Origin of the sequence: Grimontia sp. SpTr1, assembly GCF_947387585.1 — a bacterium.
Classification (GTDB): Bacteria; Pseudomonadota; Gammaproteobacteria; order Enterobacterales; family Vibrionaceae; genus Enterovibrio; species Enterovibrio indicus.
The window spans coordinates 13,256-32,167 of record NZ_CANDOD010000024.1 but is presented as its reverse complement, the minus strand read 5'-3'; the positions used below and the strand labels follow the sequence as shown (position 1 = coordinate 32,167).

Below are 18,912 nucleotides of genomic sequence, written 5' to 3'. Positions count from 1 at the left end.
GACGAATAAAGCCGAATTTAGAACAACCCTAACTGTGGCATCGCTAAATCATCAAAGTTCTTACCAATAAAGGGCAATATGCCGTCTGCAATCGGCTTCAATTGTTTGTCGACATAATGTTGATAGTCATACGGACTATCCAACGCTTCTAATGGCTCGGCACCGTTAACAGTGATTACGTATTCAATCCAACCGCCGTGCTGATACTGAAGGTTACGCCCTAGCTTCTTGTTCGCTTCATCGGCTTTGCGTGCCGCTTTCACATGCGGTGGCACATTCTTTTCATAGTCAGAAAGCTTACGGCGTAATCGTTTACGATAGATAAGTTGACCATCATTGTTACCGCGTAACGTGTCTTCCACCGTATTACGCACGTATTCTTCAACCTCTTCTCCGTCAAAGACCTTCTGATACAAGGTTTGTTGGAATACCTGCGCTAATGGTGTCCAGTCCGTCCGTACCGTTTCCAATCCTTTATAGACGATACGTCGCTCACCATCTTTATTGACCAAACCCGCATAGCGCTTTTTGCTGCCGGTATCCTGTCCACGAATCGTAGGCATCAGGAATTTCTGGTAGTGGGTTTCGTATTCAATCTCAAGCGCCGAGGTAATTTCATAGTTTTCGGTTAAGTGATTAATCCACCAAGCGTTGATATGTTCCACCAGCGCTTTACCCACTTCATCAGCCTCTTCGTTTGAATAGAGCCTTCCTAGCGAAACAAAAGTCGAGTCAGTATCGCCATAAATGACTTCATACCCTTTTGCTTCAATCAGCTCACGGGTGGTCTTCATAATTTCATGACCACGCATGGTGATTGACGAGGCCAATCGATGATCAAAGAAGCGGCAGCCCGAAGAACCCAAGACGCCGTAAAAAGAGTTCATGATGATCTTAATCGCCTGTGAGAACGCCTTTTCGCCTTTCAGTTTGGCTTCGTCGCGGGCTTTCCAAAGGTTTTCGATCAATGACGGCAGGAAATGTTTTTCTCGGTGAAAGACACCACCACGAAAGCCCGGAACACTGGTTTCCTGAGCCTGAAGCCCTTCAATCAAACCTAAAGGGTCGATTAAAAACGTACGGATTATCGAGGGATAGAGGGATTTGAAATCCAATACCAGCACGGAGTCATACAAGCCGGGCTTACTGTCCATCACATAACCACCAGGGCTGGCAATCCAGTTTTCGCTAGCCAGTGTTGGCGCGATATAACCAGCACGATGCAACCTTGGCATATAAAGATTGGTGAAAGCCGCCACTGAACCGCCAATACGATCCAGTTCAATCCCTGTTAAACGGCTACGCTGGATAAGAAATTCCAGTAAGTGGGTTTGCTCAAAAATGCGGTTAACCAGCACACAGTCCTGCAGGTTGTATTTGGCAAGCGCAGGTTTGTCGTCACGGAACATCCGGTTGATGGAATCCATGCGATCGTAGGGGTTATCAATCGCTTTGCCTTCGCCGAACATTTCACGGGATACCGATTCAAGCGACCACGAACGAAAGCTGTATGTCGCCGTTTTCAGCGCATCAATCCCATCAATCACCACACGCCCTGGCAGAGTGATAAATCCCTGTCGGCTGTTTGAAGAATCGCGCCAATGTGCTTTTTCGCCACCGCGCCCTAATCGTAAATCCAGCTTGTGAAATGCAGCGCGTTTGACCAGAAGTCTGAAGTCAAAATCAATCACACTCCATCCCACGACCACATCAGGGTCAAACGTGACAAACCAATCATTGAGCGCTTTCAGCAAGTCATATTCTGACGCCACCCACTGAATCCAAGGGTACTCATCAGCATTGGCTGGCTTGTCGCCAATCATGATGACACGGCTATCACGCTCGCTATCTAGGCCTACTGAGTAAAGGACGCCCTTCTCTGAGCACTCGATATCAAGTGACACGCGGGAAAGTGAAGTGGAATAGTCGGACGATTTCGCTTTGGCTTCGCGATATTCCACAAAACCTCTACGTTGGGTAGCATTGCCCGCGAAAGTTAGTCCACCGCAGATAAACCTTTCCATAAGATATCGGTCAGGCAAACGGACATCAGATTCGAGGGTATCAATCTCTTCCATCTGAAGAAGGCGGCTTGCACGATTGGCAGCGTTGATAGTATTGAAGTAAAAACCAGATACCGTTTGGAGAGCAAAGTCTTTCAAAGGCAGTTCGCGGCAAGTGAAGGCGATACCTGCGGTATTGAGTATTGTCTGAGCCTGGTTCACATGAACGGACGCAACAAAAAACACTGGCTTTTCGCCCGTGACAATCAATTTCGCGGGCCCATTATCGGTCTGAACCCAGAATGTCAGCTCAGTCTGTTCACCGATATCACGACTGTGTCGACTGATTAAAAAACCGTCTTGATACTGCAAGTTAGCCTCTGAAATAGCAATCTCACGTGCAGTATACCCCAGCTTGTCGCCCATCGTTGATTTTATCTGTACGTACGAACAGTATGATACCCACGAGTACCATTCATTCTCAGAATTCCTCCATTCAATTCAGTAGCCTGTTGTTATAGTTCCTAAGTCAATGGAGGAAGTATGATGAGCAGTCAGGTCTCACATATCGTCGTCGTCGATGACGAGCAGGAAGTGAGAGACGTCCTAGCCGATGCCCTAACTCAGGTTGGTTACAACGTCACTAAAGCAAGTAATGGCAACCAGCTTAGGGCAGCCAGTGATATCGATTTGGCCGTGATAGATCTCCGTCTAAACAACGAAGATGGTCTCCAATTAGCGCGTCAACTCAGAGAAAGCAGCGATATTCCCATTATGATGCTCACTGGCAAAGGCGATGCCACCGATCTGATTATTGGACTGGAAGTCGCCGCCGATGATTACATGATGAAGCCCTTCAACCTGCGCGAGTTCACCGCCCGGGTGAATGCGCTGCTTCGTCGAAGCAAAAAATCACAGACGCTTGAATCCAAACCTGTCGTGAGTGACGAAACTCTGTATCAATTTTCTGATTGGACGCTCAACCTTTCCCGACGCCAACTCATTCATACCAATGGGCACCAAGCCGACCTCACTTATGGTGAATTTTCCCTTCTCGAAGCCTTTATTCTCTCCCCTCAACGAGTTCTGACCCGTGAGCAGTTGATGGAGAAAACACATGGTTTCGACAGTGATTCAATGGACAGAACAATCGATGTTTTGGTGGTCAGGCTTAGGAGGAAAATCGAACCAAACCCTCGAGTTCCCTCGTTGATCAAAACTGAACGGGGCCTAGGTTATCGCTTTGACTGCTCCGTCGTCCAAGTCACGAATTCGGCGTTAAGCGACCAGTAATGCGAAGCCAGAGTATTCGCCCGCATTTAATGCTGACACTGTCGGTGTTATTGCTTCTCACCACACTGATGGCGGGCTTTTCCCTGTTTACGTTATGGCAGAATCAATACCTGCTCGATCGCGTCACGGAAACTACTCTGACCGATACGCAAACGGCTTTGAATCTCTCTGAAGGTGTCGCCCAAATTGCGGCAATGGCGCCTTATACCGCCTCGTCTGCCCGTCCATTTCAGGTACAGAACGAAAAAGCCCAGCTCTACGCCAGAGCGAAAGCATTGCGGGAGAATGCCGCCAAACTGACAAATCCAGATTATGCCCTAGAGCTTGGGAAACGTTACCAAGAAGTCGAAAACACACTCACCAAACTGATGGCCAACGTCGAAAGTGAGTTGTTTATTCGCGAAGACTTGATGGCCCAGCAGTTCTCGCTGGATGAACTTGAAACCTATTCTTTTGGTAAAGGATTTGTCGATGCTTTCCGCAAGGATCCCACCCGGATCCAGTCCGGGTGGATAGAACAGGTGATGGTCAGCATTGAAAAAGCAGCCGCTAACAATCCCAACTTGTCTCGTAGTGTTTCACCCGTGCTGGCAACCCTTTCCCGCAGTAACGAACAAATCAACGCATTGCGTTCAGAAAACGCCTTCTTACTAGCCTCTATCCGTGCGCAGTCAGAGCGAATGGCTGACTACGTGACGGAGATTGTTCAAACCCACCAGAATGATGTCAACGAACAGCAGCTCCTCGCAAGAAAAGCCATCAATCACGTTGCGCTGCTTATGGCGTTCATATTGCTCTCTCTCGCCGTTGGCGTGTTTTATCTTTATCGTTTTAATGATCGCATGGCGAAAGACCTTCAACGGGTCACTGATGAAATGATTAGCCTCGCCAGTGGTAACACAGAACATGAACCTATCAACATTCCCCGTCAGGATGAAATCGGTAAGCTCGCAAGTGCTTTCAAAGCTTTCCAACACAATGCAATCGAAAAAGCCCGGGTCACAGGCGACTTGTCTCGCCAGAAGCTTCTTCTAGAAACCTTGTTCCACGATATGCAGGATGGACTAAGTGCCTTCGACAAAGACAACCGCCTGTTGGTGTGGAACCGAAAATATATCGCCCTGCTGGGTATCGATCCCCAAAAGTTAAATGAAGGCATGCATATTGAAGATGTTCAGGCATTGATCACCCCTTCACTGTTGCAAAGTGACCAGGAGTCTCTCGATGAAAAAGAGACCATTGCGCAGCGCCACTTGGAGCAACAGGTGTTTGAACGTCAATTCAAGGACGGCAGAATCGTCGAATACCGAAGCCAGCCCCTTCCTTCGGGCGGCTTTATCACCCTGTACCGAGATTTAACCGAAAACCGTCAGATAGACTTGAAATTACGCCAAGCGCAGAAAATGGAAACGCTGGGACAACTGACTGGCGGCATCGCACACGACTTCAACAATCTGCTCTCGGCCCTTGGTGGCAACCTTGAACTGTTGGATATGAATGCCCCGCTCGAGGGAAACAACAGAACCTATCTAAACCGCGCCCTGTCCGTGACAGAAAAAGGCACACAATTAGTCGACAGGCTACTGGCTTTCAGCCGCCGACAGCCGCTTCATCCAGAACCCGTGAATCTGGAGCAAACCCTGTGGGAACTCGCCGATCTTCTTGAGTACACGCTGGATGGTACAAGCCGACTAACGTTGGATCTTTCTGAACATGAAAGCTGGGTTTACCTGGATAAAAGTGGATTGGAGAACGCATTGATCAATATGCTTCTCAATGCCAATAGCGCAATGCCAGAAGGTGGTGTCGTCACCCTTTCCACCCGAGCCTGCCAGATGCTTGAAGCCAATCAGGAAGCGGTATTGTTGGAGATTTCGGATACCGGAAATGGCATTGCATCGGATGTGATGACCAAAGTCATGGAGCCCTTTTTCACCACCAAGGAAAAAGGACAAGGCAGCGGCCTTGGCTTGAGCATGGTGTACGGCTTTGTCGAGCAATCTCATGGTGAAATTGCTATCAGCTCGCGGTTGGGCGTTGGCACTCAAATCAGCATCATGTTGCCCTTCACGCAGGAAAAACGTAGCGATAACGCTTCAGAATCATTCCCTGAAACCGTTACACGTGTTGGCAACCGTAGGGTTTTGTTGGTGGATGATGATGACGATGTATCCCTACCCATCAAAGCCCTTCTGGAAAACGACGGCGCCAAAGTCACAGTGGTTCAGTCAGCGAGCGAAGCGCTGACAACACTTCAAGATATCTCCTTCGATTGTGTACTCAGTGACATCAATCTTGGCAGCAAAGAAACCGGGATTTGGCTGCGAAGTAAGGCGCTTCATCTATTCCCTGACCTTCACTTTGTTTTGATGTCCGGACTCCCTGCCAGCCAACTTTCTGAGCAATTTGGCTACCAACCTGACTGGCCTTTGATCACAAAACCAATAAGTTATCGTCAGCTTCACTTATCTCTCTTTCCAAATCATTCAAACAGTTAGCCGCTTTATTTCAATTGTGAACAACAAGATTCACGATTTGAAACCGTTCATTCGTTTTCATTTGCCAGTGTATTTGAAAAGACAAAGACACAAGGAGATCTGCTATGAAAACGCTGTTACGCAAAACCGCTATTGCCGCTATGTTTGCAGCCTTGCCACTGGCACAGGCTTCCGCAGAAGAAGTGCTAATTGGTCTGATTACCAAAACCAACACCAACCCATTCTTCGTGAAAATGAAGGAAGGCGCTGAAGCAAAAGCAAGTGACTTGGGCGCGAAAGTCAGTTCATTTGCAGGCCGTTTCGACGGTGATACTGACTCTCAAGTTCAGGCAATTGAGAATCTGGTTGCCGCCGGTGCAAAAGGGATTCTCATCACCCCAAGCGATCCACAGGCACTTGCACCGGTTGTCAAACGCGCCCGTGAAGCAGGCGTCCTTGTTATCGCGCTGGACACCCCGTTCTCACCTGCCAGCGTCGCCGATGCCACCTTTGCAACAGACAATTTCAAGGCTGGCGAAATGATTGGACAGTGGGCAAAAGCAAAACTGGGGGACAACGCAAAAGACGCCCGTATCGCGCTGCTGGATTTGAGTACCGCCAACATCACCGTCGATGTAGCACGTAATCAGGGATTTCTCACAGGGTTTGGTATCGACACCAAAAACCCCGATATTAACCGCGACGAAGATGACTCTCGCATCGTGGGTAACGACGTGACCCAAGGCTCAGAGGAAGGCGGCCGTCGCGCAATGGAAAACCTCCTCCAGAAAGATCCTAGCGTAAACCTCGTTTACACCATCAATGAACCTGCTGCGGCTGGCGCTTATGAAGCCCTCAAAGCAGTAGGCCGTGAAGATGACGTGATTATTGTTTCTGTCGATGGCGGCTGCCCAGGTGTGGATAACGTCGAAGCAGGTGTGATCGGCGCGACGTCTATGCAGTTCCCTCTCAAGATGGCATCACTGGGTGTTGAAGCGGTGGTGGAATACGCGAAATCTGGCGTGAAACCGGGTGCGACACCAGGCAAATCGTTCTTTGATACCGGCGTAGAACTCATCACTGATGAGCCTGTTAACGGCGTGTCTTCGTCTACTTCGAAAGAAGGTAAAGGCAAGTGTTGGGGCTAACCCCTTAGGTTTCGAGAGGGAGCCCTTCCCTCTTTTTTCTAATCTCGGACATTTCCTGTCTGGACACGGACGCACTCAGGAGCAATAAATGTCATCTTCATCTGAACAAAACCGCACACTTGGAGACCAACTCCATCAAGGTTTTAGCGTTGGACAGCGCATTCAACTCTATTTACATAATCACCCGACTGCCGCCCCTTTTCTCGTTCTGATCATTGCTGTTGCGGTGTTTTCAACCTTGGTTGGTGATCGTTTCTTCCACCCATTCAACCTTTCTTTGGTGCTCCAACAAGTCACTATCATTGGTGTCATTGGAATCGCGCAAACCCTGATTATTCTCACCGCAGGCATTGATTTGTCGGTCGGTGCCATCATGGTCCTCACTTCTGTGGTGATGGGAAGATCAGCCATAGACTATGGCTTTTCCGCCCCCGTTGCTTTGTTGGCAGGATTATCCGTCGGCGCAATATGCGGCCTAATCAACGGCCTTTTGGTCTCGCGGATTAAGCTCCCGCCGTTTATCGCCACATTGGGTACATGGAACATCTTTTTTGCTTTAAACCTTTGGTATTCAAACAGCCAGACAATCCGCTCACAAGTCATTGACCAGCAAGCGCCATTGTTACAGTGGCTTGGCAATACCATCGAGTTCTTTGGTGCGCGCATTGCTTACAGTTCCATCTTTATGCTGCTGCTGTTTGTGATCATCTGGTATGCCCTAAACTGGACAGCTTGGGGACGGCACGTTTACGCAACGGGCGATGACCCCGATGCGGCCCGGCTTGCTGGTATCCGAACACGCAAAATTCTGCTGTCAGTCTACGTACTCGCTGGCGTGATATGCGGCCTTGCGGCCTGGGTACTGATTGGACGAATCGGCTCAGTCAGTCCACAGGCAGGTTTCACCGCCAATCTGGATTCTATTACCGCTGTTGTGATCGGCGGAACCAGTCTCTTTGGCGGCCGGGGCTCTATTTTTGGCACTCTGATTGGGGCACTGATTGTTGGCGTCTTTAGAAACGGACTGGCGTTACTGGGTGTTGATGTACTTTGGCAGGAGTTTACTGTCGGCATTCTCATCATTGTGGCTGTCAGTATCGACCAATGGATCCGGAGGGTGGCATCATGAGCAATGAAAACCAAACGCCTGTACTTCAAGCCAAAGGGCTGGTTAAACGTTATGGTCGCGTCACCGCGTTGGATGGCGCAGATTTCGATTTGATGCCCGGGGAAATTCTGGCTGTTATCGGTGATAACGGCGCAGGGAAATCCAGTTTGATCAAAGCCCTTTCCGGCGCGCTGATCCCCGACGATGGAGAAATCATCTTGGACGGCGAGCGCGTTAAGTTCTCCAACCCAATGCAAGCCCGTGAAGCCGGTATCGAAACGGTTTACCAGAACTTGGCAGTTTCCCCTGCCCTCAATATCGCAGACAACCTCTTCCTTGGTCGGGAAATTCGTCATTCAGACTGGCGCGGCAAATGGTTCCGCATGCTGGATAAGAAAGCAATGCGCGACAAAGCCAAGGAAAAGCTCACGGAGCTTGGCTTAATGACGATTCAGGACATCACCCAAGCAGTAGAAACGCTCTCAGGAGGGCAACGCCAAGGGGTCGCCGTGGCACGTTCTGCTCTGTTTGGCTCAAAAGTGGTGATTATGGATGAACCCACTGCCGCTTTGGGCGTAAAGGAATCCCGTCGCGTGTTAGATTTGATCCTCGAAGTGAAAAACCGTGGGCTTCCTGTGGTGCTGATCAGTCACAACATGCCTCACGTATTTGAAGTGGCTGATCGTGTGCACATTCACCGCCTGGGCAAGCGGGTGGACATCATCACTCCGCAGACCCACACTATGAATGATGCCGTCGCAATCATGACGGGGGCAATGGAACCGGGGCAAACCATCGAAATGTCTGAGGCTTAGCTTGCATGCCGAAAGCGCTACTTATATTTGTTCTTTCCATTTTGATGCAGCCGCCCGCCGCGGCTGCCATCAAAGCCGGAGTCAGCGTCACTGATCTCACTAATCCCTATTTCATTACTGTGGTGCGTACGATCAAAGAGGAATTATCCAATCGCTTTGGTGATGATAGTGTCCTTCTTGTTCGCTCAAGTGCCTATGATCACCCAAGGCAAGTACGCCAGCTCAATGAGTTTATGGCAGAAGAAGTCGATGTAGTGTTTCTCGTCGCGTCCGATGAACACAAGATTGGACCTACTGTTCAACAACTTTCCAACGCTGGGATTCCCGTGTTCGCTATTGACGTAAGAGCTGACGGTGCAACTGCCACTGTTACCACTGATAACCTCCGTGCAGGAGAAGTCGCTTGCGAGGGTTTGGCGAGAGTGCTCGGTGGTGAAGGGAATGTACTAATTATCAACGGGCCACAAGTTTCGGCTGCTGTGGAGCGGGTTCAAGGATGCAAAACAGCGCTGGCAAAACACCCGAAACTTCATTTGTTGGGCGATTCTCTTAATGGCACGGGGAGTATGGAAGGTGGACTGGAGAAAATGGCCTATGCCTTGCAGCTTTATGATGATATTGACGGCATTTTTGCTATCAACGATCGCACTGCGCTAGGTGCTGAAAGCGCATTACTACAAGCAAAATCTGATGCGGTGATTATCTCGGTGGATGGTAGCCCAGATGCCAGAACAGCATTTCTTGAACGCAGACCAAACTGGATTGGCTCCTCAGTTCAATCGCCGGAAACCATGAGTCGTGAGGCTGTTCAGATAGCTGCAAAGTGGCTTAAAGAAGGACAAATCGAAAAAGTAAACGTGCTTATTCCCACTCGATTGATGACGTCGGAAAATGCGTCCACATTCAGGGAGTGGTGACCCGTTGGCCTTAGGCCAATGACGATTGCTTATTCTCTTTGCCCAAAAAGGTCACGGTTATACCGAACAGAATCACCGCAGCAGAGATGACCATTCTCAATGTCAGCGTTTCATCCAACAGCATGTAGCCAGCAATCGCCGCAATGATTGGCACTGATAACTGCATCACCCCAGCTTGAGTCGCTTTGAATTTCTGCACGACGCCATACCAAATCGCATAACCAATTGCTGACGCCCCTGCACCAGATAAAACAGCCAACCAAATACCCTCCGAAGACACAGTATTCATTGGAATGTTGAGCAAGAAAAATGGCACGACGAAGAAAATACTCAAACGGAAGTTAATACAGTTAGCGGGAAGCTGCGGCACTTTCATTTCCTTGCCAAGCACACTGTAGATACCCCATGCCACGCCAGAAATTGCCATCAAGCCCGCGCCCCAAGCATCAGGTGCATTCATTCCCGGAGAAACCATGTAACCAAGGCCTGCAACCGCGATTAATGCCCCGATATACTCCAATCCACTCGCACCACCTTCTTTATGATGGCTATATGCGAACATGGTTAGTTGAACGAAAGCGAACAGAATGAGCGCGCCAATACCGGTTTCCAGGTACATATAGGCAAAGGAGAAAGTCGCTGCATACAGAAACAGCATGGCAGCTGCGAGCCAGTGTTCCATCGGTTGCTGAACCAACGCACATTTTGGTGAATCACTCTTTCTGGAGTGAAAAATAAATGAGAGGACATAAAGCACTAGTGCACCTGACACCAATCGAATCGAGGTAAACGATGCCGGATCAATATCACTTTCCGCTAATGCCATTCGACACAATACCGAATTGGCGGCAAAGAAGGTCATCGCGACCAAAGCCATCATCAGGTTTATCAGCGTTAACCTTGTCATGTGAACCATCTTCACCGTCCTTACATCATCACTTGCTAAATCTGACCGCCCTAGCCGACTTCCACTTTCACAAATTTGAGAAAAAATGGATATATTGACAAATACTCCTGAACTTTTTGAAATTACCTTAACTGATTGATATTTGCTCTTGCATACAGTGAAGTTTGGTAAAACGGCTCGAAAGCGGTAAAATACCGCTCCCGTTTTTTCAGTGGTGAAGTGAATGTCTGAAGCGAAACGTAAAGCTCTCAAGAAAATTGCTAAATGCCTCGAGTTAAGCAATTCCTCTAACATCAACGAAGCTGCACAGGCCATCAAAATGGCGCAGCGTTTGATGAAGAAGTATGGGCTTGATCAGGACGATATTGACTTCATCAGTATGGGTAAAACCACGTCTGAAACCTTGCTTCCAACGTCTATCAGCGACGGTATTCTAAAAATCATACGCGGCATTAACACACGCTTTGGCGTCGAGTGCGTGCTGACCAATTACAAAGGTCTAAAGAAAGCAGAATTTATCGGCGATGCCGATCGGGCGATCTTTGCTGCTTTTGCATTCGATATCGTTTACCGAGAAATGAACGAGCACATTGGCCAGTTCAGAAACAGCTTCCAGGGTTCTGGTACCTCTCAGGTTGAACTAAACCGTCGCGTTCAGTCATTTACCATGGGTTGGCTTGAAGGAGCCTTGGCTAAGCTTCCTAATATCGCGCCTGACGGTGATGCTGATAAGAAGATCAAAGACTATATCGATAAACAGTTTGAAAACATCGATCGCGAGACTTTCAAACAGCAATTGAAAGAAGCGATGAAGAACATCACCGATGATTACGAAAAAGGGATGCGGAAAGGAAAACAGGTTTCCGTCAGCCGCCCCGTTTCGGGAGCACAAGAAGTTAAGCGCCTAAGTTAGGCGCTTTTTTACAATTGAGACTCTACCCAAATAGAGTAATTGATAATGTTGTAACTTACTGACTTCACAAAGACTCACCGAAAAACCACCTCTTTTTGAACACTGTTGTATTAAAAAAGCCTGAATTTGCCGCGTTGCTATTGTGTTGCAGAGTGCCAAGCCCTAGCCTAGCTTATTAAATCATCACGCAGTTGGTGGTTGAGAAGATTTGCAAAAGCAAACTCAAGGATGGTGACTCAAAGAGAGATACCATAGTCTACCTTCCAAACCCTCTCTAGAAGGAATGGAGAAAGCAAAATGAAAAAAGCAGTGACAAGCCTTGGACTCATTGTGGCCTTAAGTCCAGTGGCAAGTGTATTCGCCCAAGATGATTCAAACTTTTATCTGGGTGGTCGTTTCGGTGTATCTACGCTGACTGATGCCTGTGAAGCAGGCGATTGTGGCAGCAATGATGATGTTGCTGGCGGCCTGATTCTTGGTTATGACTTCGGTAATAACTTCTCTATCGAATCGACTTACGACTATCTGGGACGTTTCGATACCGCATTCACTGGCGTAAATGCTGGCGCTGGTGATCTTACCGCACTGACTTTGGCACCAAAGTTCAACGTTGGTGTGACTGATCTTACCGACATCTACGGTAAGCTTGGTCTTGCATGGTGGAATTGGAACAGCAAAGTAGGCACTGGTGACGTTGATGATTACACAATCTTGGCAGCACTGGGTGTTGACCACCGTGCGAACGATCTGGTTAACGTCCGCCTGGAATACCAATACCTTCCAGATATGGACAAAGATTACTTCGATGCAGACAACCACCTGATCACCGCAGGTGTTACCTTCCACTTCGGCCGTCACTCTGAGCCAGAGCCAGTAGTTGTAGAAGAAGTGGTTGTGGTTGAAGAAGTAGTTGTGGTTGAAGAAGCCAAAAAGTATGTCTTCTCTGAAGCAGACGAAGTTGAACTATTTGCATTTGGTAAATCTTCACTTTCAGATGGCGCAGCGCAACACCTGGAGCCAATGCTGAAACGCCTGCAAGACTTTGAAGAGTCGACTGCAATCATCATTGGTCACACCGACAGCGTCGGTTCTGAAGCATTCAACCAAAAACTGTCTGAAGAGCGTGCACAAACAGTGGCAAACTACTTCATCGACAATGGTATCGCTGCTGAACGTCTGTCAGTAACGGGTGAAGGTGAAACTAACCCTATCGCGTCTAACGATACTGAAGACGGCCGCGCGAAAAACCGCCGTGTTGAAATCGAATCTCCTGAGTTCGTTTACGAAGAGATGTAAATCCACTCTTCAAAGACTATAAAGCCACGCACTTGCGTGGCTTTTTCTTTTAATTTTCGATGTAATTTGGAAAATCCGCCAGCATCAAATCGATCTTGCTCCTGTCCTCATCAGCGACACCTGCTACACGCTGATAGACTGGCGAGTGGCGGTCGTCAATTCGCGGAAAACTCCATCCGTATGTTGAAGAAATAAAGCTCTCTGCAAAATCAGCCGAGTATCGCAAGCATCCCGCTAAAACCGTATCGACATAGCTTTGAGCTATGGGATGATGACTGCAAGGCGCTATCACTTCATCTGTCACGTACACATATACAGGGCCATCAACAGCAAAACCTTCTTCCAGTACCTGAATACGGTCAGACTCTAAAGGCACACGTTGATACCCCGCTTCGCGGATATCAAACACCTCTAAGGCGTTGTCATCAATGTGAATCAACACGCCATTGCAATGCCCTTCACCTTCGCGAACAACCAAATGAGACATCACTGGTGACCCCGTATGCCCCCAGTGTCTTTGCAGACCACTCACAACCGCAGGAACGGCAATGCCCGTCTCTCCAGTGAGTTGACGTGAAGCTGCATTGATTAAACTTCCATATCCGAATATATACATAAATTTGTTGACAATTCTCCTAACACCTTAATTGGATTAATCCAAACAACACGTGCTACTGTCAACGGTGTAACGTGAGAATCGGTTGTTGTTCAGAAAAACCAACGTTCTCTGCATAGCAACTCTCAATCTTTCCTAAATTTCTTTACGTTCAGAATACTTTTAAACCACTATTCTGCTCGACCGCAGTGCGAAGGATTTACCTGCGGTGCCTCCAAAGATACGACATGGATAAAAACAATGACCGCTTATAAAAGCTTAGAAAAGCAATTCAAGAAACTCTCCAATTACGAACACCTCGCCGCGATCTGTGGTTGGGACCAGGCTGCCATGATGCCTGATGGTGGCAATGATGCCCGCGCACATGCAATGAGCGAACTCGCCGTGCTATGCCATGAAACCCTTACAGCGCCTGAAATGGGTCAGTGGATAGTAGAAGCAGAGGGCAACATCGCGTCCCTTTCCGCAGAACAACAAATCAGTTTGAAAGAGATGAAGCGCGTTTGGCAACAAGCCACTGTGTTGCCGTCCGGTTTAGTCGAAGCGAAATCTATCGCGGGCTCAAAATGCGAACATGAATGGCGCACCCAACGTAAAGAAAATGATTGGGATAACTTTGCCGTCAATCTCAAAGAAGTGGTCAAACTGGCGCGTGAAGAAGCAGCGATTCGCGCAGAACAAACTGGCCTCAGTAGATACAATGCAATGCTTGATCTTTACGAGCCAGGCATGACAACAGAGAAGCTGGACGTTATCTTTGGCGATCTCAAATCCTGGTTACCAGAACTCACACAGCAAATCATTGAGAAGCAGTCGACAGTCGCTGTCGAAGATCCCGCTGGACCTTTCCCTACAGAGCAGCAAGCAGAGCTTGGTAAAAAGCTGATGGAGATTCTGGGTTTTGATTTCAACCGCGGTCGACTGGATGTATCAATGCACCCGTTTTGTGGCGGTGTGCCTGAAGATGTGCGAATTACCACTCGCTACAATGAAGACGACTTTACCCAAGCCATCATGGGCGTGATTCATGAAACCGGACACGCTCGTTATGAGCAGGGTTTGCCTAAACACCTTGCAGGCTTGCCAAGTGCAGAAGCACGCTCAATGGGCATCCACGAGAGCCAAAGCCTGTTCTTCGAAATGCAGCTAGCGCGAAGCCCAGAGTTTGTTCAGCACATTGCCGAATTCGCAAAGGATACATTTGGCCGCGAGTCTGATAAAGCCTTTGAGATTGCCAATATCAACGCTCTGTATAAACGTGTTCAACCGGGCTACATTCGGGTTGATGCAGATGAAGTCACCTACCCTGCGCACGTTATTCTGCGATACGAAATAGAACGCGATCTGATTGAAGGAGTCATTGAGGTAGATGATATTCCTGGCATCTGGAATCAAAAGATGCAGGAATATCTTGGTATCTCTACCGAAGGTAATTTCACTGATGGATGTATGCAAGATATACACTGGACTGACGGCTCATTTGGCTATTTCCCAAGCTACACGCTGGGTGCGATGTATGCGGCGCAGTTTATGGCAGCAATGCGCAAGACAGTTGATGTCGACACCTGCCTGAAACGGCTGGACATCGCACCGATTAGCGAGTGGCTGAAAGAGAACGTTTGGTCGAAGGGATCAACGCTTTCAACAGATGAGTTGGTGACTCAAGCGACTGGTGAACCACTCAATGCTGAGTACTTTAAGCAGCATCTGATGGCACGTTACCTGGACAACTAGCAGCACCTTACTCGAAATGCGCGCTCTCCGTTTAGTTCAAAGGCAGGATCACCCTGCCTTTTTCTTTTCTCTTCTACACCTTTCTGAGCAATATCTGACCTCGTCCCAACAAGTAGTCCATTTTTTCCTCCAGGAAAATGGCCTTTCACAAACAACGCAGATTTTGGTTGGCAGGTGTGCTTTGTTACCCCGGTAACGCTTTGTCGCTTTCATCGCTGTTTGTACTGTGTTGGGCAATAGCCACGACTTACTTGGACAGGACGCAACTTTTGATGCTTGGTTTTTCTTGCAGACACGCGTTTACGCCAGCTTTTGAAACTGCTCGGCTTTAGTGAACGACGCATCAAGCCAATGAGTTGAGGTTCTCCCAGACCAAACTGATGATCGATAGCTTCAAATGGCGTTCTATCCTCCCACGCCATTTCAATGATTCTAGAAAGGTCTTCGTCGCTAAAGTCCATCAAATTTAGCTCCCGCAATACATGATTCGCCGTCTGAGCATCAGGATTGCTGCTCACTTGTCTGTTTGAATTCGTTGAACACATCCTCAGCTTCGGCGGTCAGTTTTGAATACATTCTGATGTCCCCCCTTCTCTGGGCTTGCATCGCTTGTTCCAGCAACATCGAGTGTTTCTTCTTAAGTTTCTTTGCGGTTCTGTCTTTGAACAATGAAAACACGGCTCACTCCTTTAGATGTGGATTTGATAGTACGGAAGCACATAAAAAATGGATTAACACTCTCTTTTTTAGGTGGTGGTTGATGAATATAAAATGCTTTAAAAAATACCAAAAATCGAACTTCATCGTTTTTAAAAAGCTATATCCCCCATTAGAGGCCATGCATTTCTCACCGTTACTTTAGCGAACATAAACTTTAAAGATTAAGAACATCTCATACGTTAAAATTAGCTAGACATAGCTGTCCAATATAACCTCACCAGGTATTACAAATTAGAAAAACAATAATAAACTCCATTTTTTAACCCATTGCACCCACAAATAGAAAAAAGATCCGATACTATTTACATAAACGCTACTAACAAGAAAAACTGGAGAGGTCTCCCTGGCATAAGTAGGTTTAGGAGGATAAAAAAATTGTGGCGAACAATGACATCATTTAAAACAATATTCGGCATAGATTTGAGGTCGCTGGCGCTATTCCGTATCGCTCTAGCAATATTAATTATGGTGGACCTCATCAGCAGGGCGCGCGATATTGAAGCCTTTTACACAGACGAAGGCGTTCTAACCCGCTCCGCGTCAATGGGATATGCTTCAGATTTTCGCTGGTCCATTTATTGGGCAAGTGGTAGTGAGTGGTTCGTCGTTTTGCTATTTATAGTCGCCTTTTTGGTGGCGTTTCTGTTACTCATTGGCTTTAGATCTCGGTTGATGGCTTTCATCAGCTGGATATTTTTGCTTTCCATTATGAATCGGAATGCTGTCCTAGGAGCTGGGGGCGACTCCCTACTTACCGTAATGTGTTTTTGGGCCATTTTACTGCCAATAGGAGCCAGATTCTCTATCGATTCAGCCCTAAATCGACGATATCAAACTGAACCAAACGCAGAACCCACAAGCCATAATTACTTCTCTATAGTGTCAGTAGGTGCATTACTTCAGGTCATGTACCTATATTTCTTCACTGCGATTTTGAAAACGGGTGATGAATGGCGTGTGACTATGGATGCAGCTTACTATGCTGTTCATCTCGATCAGATGGCGACTGTCTTCGGTGTTTGGATGAGAGATTTTCCAGCGCTACTGACACTTGGTACTTACTTCGTGTGGTACTTAGAAATTGTGGCCCTATTCCTAGTATTCTCGCCGATCTTCCATGTTCCCCTTCGTCTTTTCACTTTGGCGTTACTGGTCGCAATGCACACGACTTTCTTTCTCGCACTACATATCGTACTGTTCCCTTTTATCGACTTCATGTCGCTCAGCTTATTGATTCCTGGGGTATGCTGGTCTTGGGTGGCGAGAATTAATGATCGCGCTAAACGGAGAGACGTAACCATCTTCTATGATGAGGACTGCGGTTTTTGCAAAAAAACATGTCTGATCCTGAGAAGTTTCCTACTGCCAGAGAGCGTAAAAATACTGCCGGCCCAGACAAACCCAGACATTTATCCGATTATGGAACGTGAAAACAGCTGGGTGTTGCGTGACCATAAAGGCGGCCTGCATACCCATTGGAATGCCGTACAATACCTCTTTCGGATCTCTATTCTTTTCCGTCCAATCGGAACGGTAATGGGTTTGAAACCCGTCCTTAAAGCAGGCAACAGACTCTACGGCTGGATAGCAAACAACCGAGCGACAATGGGTCAAATAACGGAACGCTTCCTTCCATACAGAGAGGTCAAAGAGCGGGCTAACTGGGTTGAAAATGGCCTTGGCCTGGGTACGCTTTATATCGTCACCTATTACAACATCGCAGGCATCCATCAATGGAATATCAAGTACCCTAAGCATGTTTCAGCCATTGCTGAAACACTCCGCCTTGATCAACGCTGGGATATGTTTGCTCCCTACCCTTTTAAGTTTTCACAGATGCCAGTCATTGAAGGGAAAACGCGCGGTGGTGAGATTGTCGATGTGTACCGTATGACTTTTGATGAACCGATACGCACATACCCGAAACTCTTATCTGCGGATTTCAAAAATTATCGGTGGCGGAAATACTTAGGAAGAATCTCCTCAACCAAAAACACCAAGGTTCTATCAGGATATGGTAACTATCTATGTCGACAATGGAATAAAGGCCCTGATGTCCCTAAAGACAAACAGCTCGCCATTTTTACCATAGAATTCGAGCGTTTAAAAAACATGCCAAACTACCAAAAACGTGTTCCATTAACGATTTCAGTATGGACTCACTGGTGTTTTAAAGAATATGCTGTTAAATAAGCAATAAAAATTATGATAGAGGGAGCTACATAACACGGCTCCCTCTTTTTCAATGGTATAAACATATGCTTTTCCAAATCAATCCACGGTGATGTTCAACCACCGATCAGAAAAGCATAAGCCTCTGTTTAATCGCCAAAAAAATAGTCCATACCAACCATGAGAGCATGGCTGTCGTACTTGTCTGTTTTATTGTCGCCAATATCGTCGATAAACTGGTAGCCCACGCTAAGGTTTATGTTAGGTTCAAGCTTGTACTGAAGACCAACTTCAGTGAGAAATGAAAACCCATTAGCGTTGAGGTCGGGTCGACCAACTTGCTTTTTTTCCATGTCCCAGTAAGCCACTCCCATCTGACCAAAAACAGTAAAGTCGTTTTCTAGATCCCACCCATAGCGCAAAGCCGCTTTTGCAAGATTTGTATTCACTTTTACGCCAGTTGCTTTAGCATCCAACTCCCCATGAAATTGATACCCTAGCTGCACGCTCCACTGAGGCCTAAACTGAATCCCCCCACTAATTTCAAAAATACCACTCTTTGGGTCACTACTATTATATGCACCATCATCAGCCACTTGATAACCACCATTAATACCAAAAAAATAGTTAGGGTATTGTAATGTGAGATTGCTCATTTCTTCTGCCAAAGACCCATGGGATAGCAAATATAAACTTAGGGCAGAAAATACCTTAATAGAACTCTTTGTTTTAATGTTCATTATTTATCTCCTTAAAGAGATTTCAAACCAAGAATGAAATACACTAATTTAGC

17 protein-coding genes are annotated in these 18,912 nt (G+C 47.3%); 10 read left to right on the top strand and 7 right to left on the bottom strand.

What is annotated here, in order from left to right; all coding sequences use genetic code 11:
• Nucleotides 1-17 precede the first annotated feature (17 nt).
• The gene (locus QL223_RS23495; RefSeq protein WP_281546141.1) at nt 18-2,375 is read right to left on the bottom strand and encodes a DNA polymerase II; all 2,358 of its coding nucleotides are present in this window, start codon (nt 2,373-2,375) and stop codon (nt 18-20) included.
• 171 nt (nt 2,376-2,546) lie between these two features.
• Here QL223_RS23495 and QL223_RS23490 point away from each other — a divergent pair, with 171 nt between their 5' ends.
• From QL223_RS23490 to QL223_RS23465, 6 genes are all read left to right on the top strand, one after another.
• Nucleotides 2,547-3,296: a response regulator transcription factor gene (locus tag QL223_RS23490; RefSeq protein WP_281546126.1), complete on the top strand. Its 750-nt coding sequence runs from the start codon at nt 2,547-2,549 to the stop codon at nt 3,294-3,296.
• A complete protein-coding gene (locus QL223_RS23485) occupies nt 3,296-5,794 on the top strand; it encodes a PAS-domain containing protein (RefSeq protein WP_281546125.1) in 2,499 nt (832 codons plus the stop codon). The genes QL223_RS23490 and QL223_RS23485 overlap by 1 nt, the downstream gene beginning before the upstream one ends.
• Nucleotides 5,795-5,898: 104 nt before the next feature.
• Nucleotides 5,899-6,921, top strand: coding sequence for a sugar ABC transporter substrate-binding protein (locus QL223_RS23480; RefSeq protein ID WP_281546124.1), 1,023 nt, complete (start codon nt 5,899-5,901; stop codon nt 6,919-6,921).
• 88 nt (nt 6,922-7,009) lie between these two features.
• Nucleotides 7,010-8,050, top strand: a complete 1,041-nt coding sequence (locus tag QL223_RS23475) for an ABC transporter permease (protein ID WP_281546123.1) — start codon at nt 7,010-7,012, stop codon at nt 8,048-8,050.
• Nucleotides 8,047-8,844 carry an ATP-binding cassette domain-containing protein gene (locus QL223_RS23470; protein ID WP_046308019.1) on the top strand — a complete coding sequence of 266 codons (798 nt, stop codon included), beginning with the start codon at nt 8,047-8,049 and terminating at the stop codon, nt 8,842-8,844. Before QL223_RS23475 ends, QL223_RS23470 begins: the two co-directional genes overlap by 4 nt.
• Nucleotides 8,845-8,849: 5 nt before the next feature.
• A complete protein-coding gene (locus tag QL223_RS23465) occupies nt 8,850-9,761 on the top strand; it encodes a substrate-binding domain-containing protein (RefSeq protein WP_281546122.1) in 912 nt (303 codons plus the stop codon).
• Nucleotides 9,762-9,771: 10 nt separating this feature from the next.
• Here the strand turns inward: QL223_RS23465 and QL223_RS23460 are convergent, their stop codons facing one another.
• Nucleotides 9,772-10,668, bottom strand: a complete 897-nt coding sequence (locus QL223_RS23460) for a DMT family transporter (protein ID WP_281546121.1) — start codon at nt 10,666-10,668, stop codon at nt 9,772-9,774.
• 223 nt (nt 10,669-10,891) lie between these two features.
• On the opposite strand from QL223_RS23460, the gene QL223_RS23455 reads away from it, so the two are divergent.
• Together QL223_RS23455 and QL223_RS23450 are read left to right on the top strand one after the other, a co-directional pair.
• Nucleotides 10,892-11,581, top strand: coding sequence for a DUF2786 domain-containing protein (locus tag QL223_RS23455; RefSeq protein WP_002542258.1), 690 nt, complete (start codon nt 10,892-10,894; stop codon nt 11,579-11,581).
• Between the two features lie 297 nt (nt 11,582-11,878).
• Nucleotides 11,879-12,877: an OmpA family protein gene (locus QL223_RS23450; protein ID WP_281546120.1), complete on the top strand. Its 999-nt coding sequence runs from the start codon at nt 11,879-11,881 to the stop codon at nt 12,875-12,877.
• 49 nt (nt 12,878-12,926) lie between these two features.
• On the opposite strand, the gene QL223_RS23445 is transcribed toward QL223_RS23450, so the two are convergent.
• On the bottom strand, nt 12,927-13,493 hold the full coding sequence (locus QL223_RS23445; RefSeq protein WP_281546119.1) for a gamma-glutamylcyclotransferase family protein: 567 nt from the start codon (nt 13,491-13,493) through the stop codon (nt 12,927-12,929).
• A 240-nt stretch (nt 13,494-13,733) separates the two neighbouring features.
• On the opposite strand from QL223_RS23445, the gene QL223_RS23440 reads away from it, so the two are divergent.
• Nucleotides 13,734-15,227 (top strand): carboxypeptidase M32, encoded by a 1,494-nt coding sequence (locus QL223_RS23440; RefSeq protein WP_281546118.1) that lies wholly within the window; start codon nt 13,734-13,736, stop codon nt 15,225-15,227.
• A 48-nt stretch (nt 15,228-15,275) separates the two neighbouring features.
• Here QL223_RS23440 and QL223_RS23435 read toward each other — a convergent pair whose 3' ends face one another.
• The 3 genes from QL223_RS23435 to QL223_RS23425 are packed head-to-tail and all read right to left on the bottom strand — an operon-like array spanning nt 15,276 to nt 15,905.
• On the bottom strand, nt 15,276-15,440 hold the full coding sequence (locus QL223_RS23435) for a DUF2256 domain-containing protein (RefSeq protein WP_083939975.1): 165 nt from the start codon (nt 15,438-15,440) through the stop codon (nt 15,276-15,278).
• Entirely contained in the window at nt 15,437-15,688 is a 252-nt protein-coding gene (locus QL223_RS23430; protein WP_002542264.1) for a TIGR03643 family protein, read from the bottom strand. The genes QL223_RS23435 and QL223_RS23430 overlap by 4 nt, the downstream gene beginning before the upstream one ends.
• A 40-nt stretch (nt 15,689-15,728) precedes the next feature.
• A complete protein-coding gene (locus QL223_RS23425; RefSeq protein WP_281546117.1) occupies nt 15,729-15,905 on the bottom strand; it encodes a DUF6435 family protein in 177 nt (58 codons plus the stop codon).
• Between the two features lie 429 nt (nt 15,906-16,334).
• Between QL223_RS23425 and QL223_RS23420 the strand changes: the two genes are divergently transcribed.
• Nucleotides 16,335-18,140 carry an HTTM domain-containing protein gene (locus QL223_RS23420; RefSeq protein ID WP_039850597.1) on the top strand — a complete coding sequence of 602 codons (1,806 nt, stop codon included), beginning with the start codon at nt 16,335-16,337 and terminating at the stop codon, nt 18,138-18,140.
• A 128-nt stretch (nt 18,141-18,268) separates the two neighbouring features.
• Here QL223_RS23420 and QL223_RS23415 read toward each other — a convergent pair whose 3' ends face one another.
• Nucleotides 18,269-18,859: a porin gene (locus QL223_RS23415; RefSeq protein ID WP_281546116.1), complete on the bottom strand. Its 591-nt coding sequence runs from the start codon at nt 18,857-18,859 to the stop codon at nt 18,269-18,271.
• Between the last annotated feature and the right edge of the window lie 53 nt (nt 18,860-18,912).

Excerpts from the sequence above, each read along its gene's own strand:
- QL223_RS23490 (WP_281546126.1), top strand. The coding sequence starts at position 2,547 with ATGATGAGCAGTCAGGTCTCACATATCGTCGTCGTCGATGACGAGCAG.
- QL223_RS23485 (WP_281546125.1), top strand. The coding sequence starts at position 3,296 with ATGCGAAGCCAGAGTATTCGCCCGCATTTAATGCTGACACTGTCGGTG.
- QL223_RS23480 (WP_281546124.1), top strand. The coding sequence starts at position 5,899 with ATGAAAACGCTGTTACGCAAAACCGCTATTGCCGCTATGTTTGCAGCC.
- QL223_RS23475 (WP_281546123.1), top strand. The coding sequence starts at position 7,010 with ATGTCATCTTCATCTGAACAAAACCGCACACTTGGAGACCAACTCCAT.
- QL223_RS23470 (WP_046308019.1), top strand. The coding sequence starts at position 8,047 with ATGAGCAATGAAAACCAAACGCCTGTACTTCAAGCCAAAGGGCTGGTT.
- QL223_RS23465 (WP_281546122.1), top strand. The coding sequence starts at position 8,850 with ATGCCGAAAGCGCTACTTATATTTGTTCTTTCCATTTTGATGCAGCCG.
- QL223_RS23460 (WP_281546121.1), bottom strand. The coding sequence starts at position 10,668 with ATGACAAGGTTAACGCTGATAAACCTGATGATGGCTTTGGTCGCGATG.
- QL223_RS23455 (WP_002542258.1), top strand. The coding sequence starts at position 10,892 with ATGTCTGAAGCGAAACGTAAAGCTCTCAAGAAAATTGCTAAATGCCTC.
- QL223_RS23450 (WP_281546120.1), top strand. The coding sequence starts at position 11,879 with ATGAAAAAAGCAGTGACAAGCCTTGGACTCATTGTGGCCTTAAGTCCA.
- QL223_RS23445 (WP_281546119.1), bottom strand. The coding sequence starts at position 13,493 with ATGTATATATTCGGATATGGAAGTTTAATCAATGCAGCTTCACGTCAA.
- QL223_RS23440 (WP_281546118.1), top strand. The coding sequence starts at position 13,734 with ATGACCGCTTATAAAAGCTTAGAAAAGCAATTCAAGAAACTCTCCAAT.
- QL223_RS23435 (WP_083939975.1), bottom strand. The coding sequence starts at position 15,440 with ATGAAAGCGACAAAGCGTTACCGGGGTAACAAAGCACACCTGCCAACC.
- QL223_RS23430 (WP_002542264.1), bottom strand. The coding sequence starts at position 15,688 with ATGGACTTTAGCGACGAAGACCTTTCTAGAATCATTGAAATGGCGTGG.
- QL223_RS23420 (WP_039850597.1), top strand. The coding sequence starts at position 16,335 with ATGACATCATTTAAAACAATATTCGGCATAGATTTGAGGTCGCTGGCG.
- QL223_RS23415 (WP_281546116.1), bottom strand. The coding sequence starts at position 18,859 with ATGAACATTAAAACAAAGAGTTCTATTAAGGTATTTTCTGCCCTAAGT.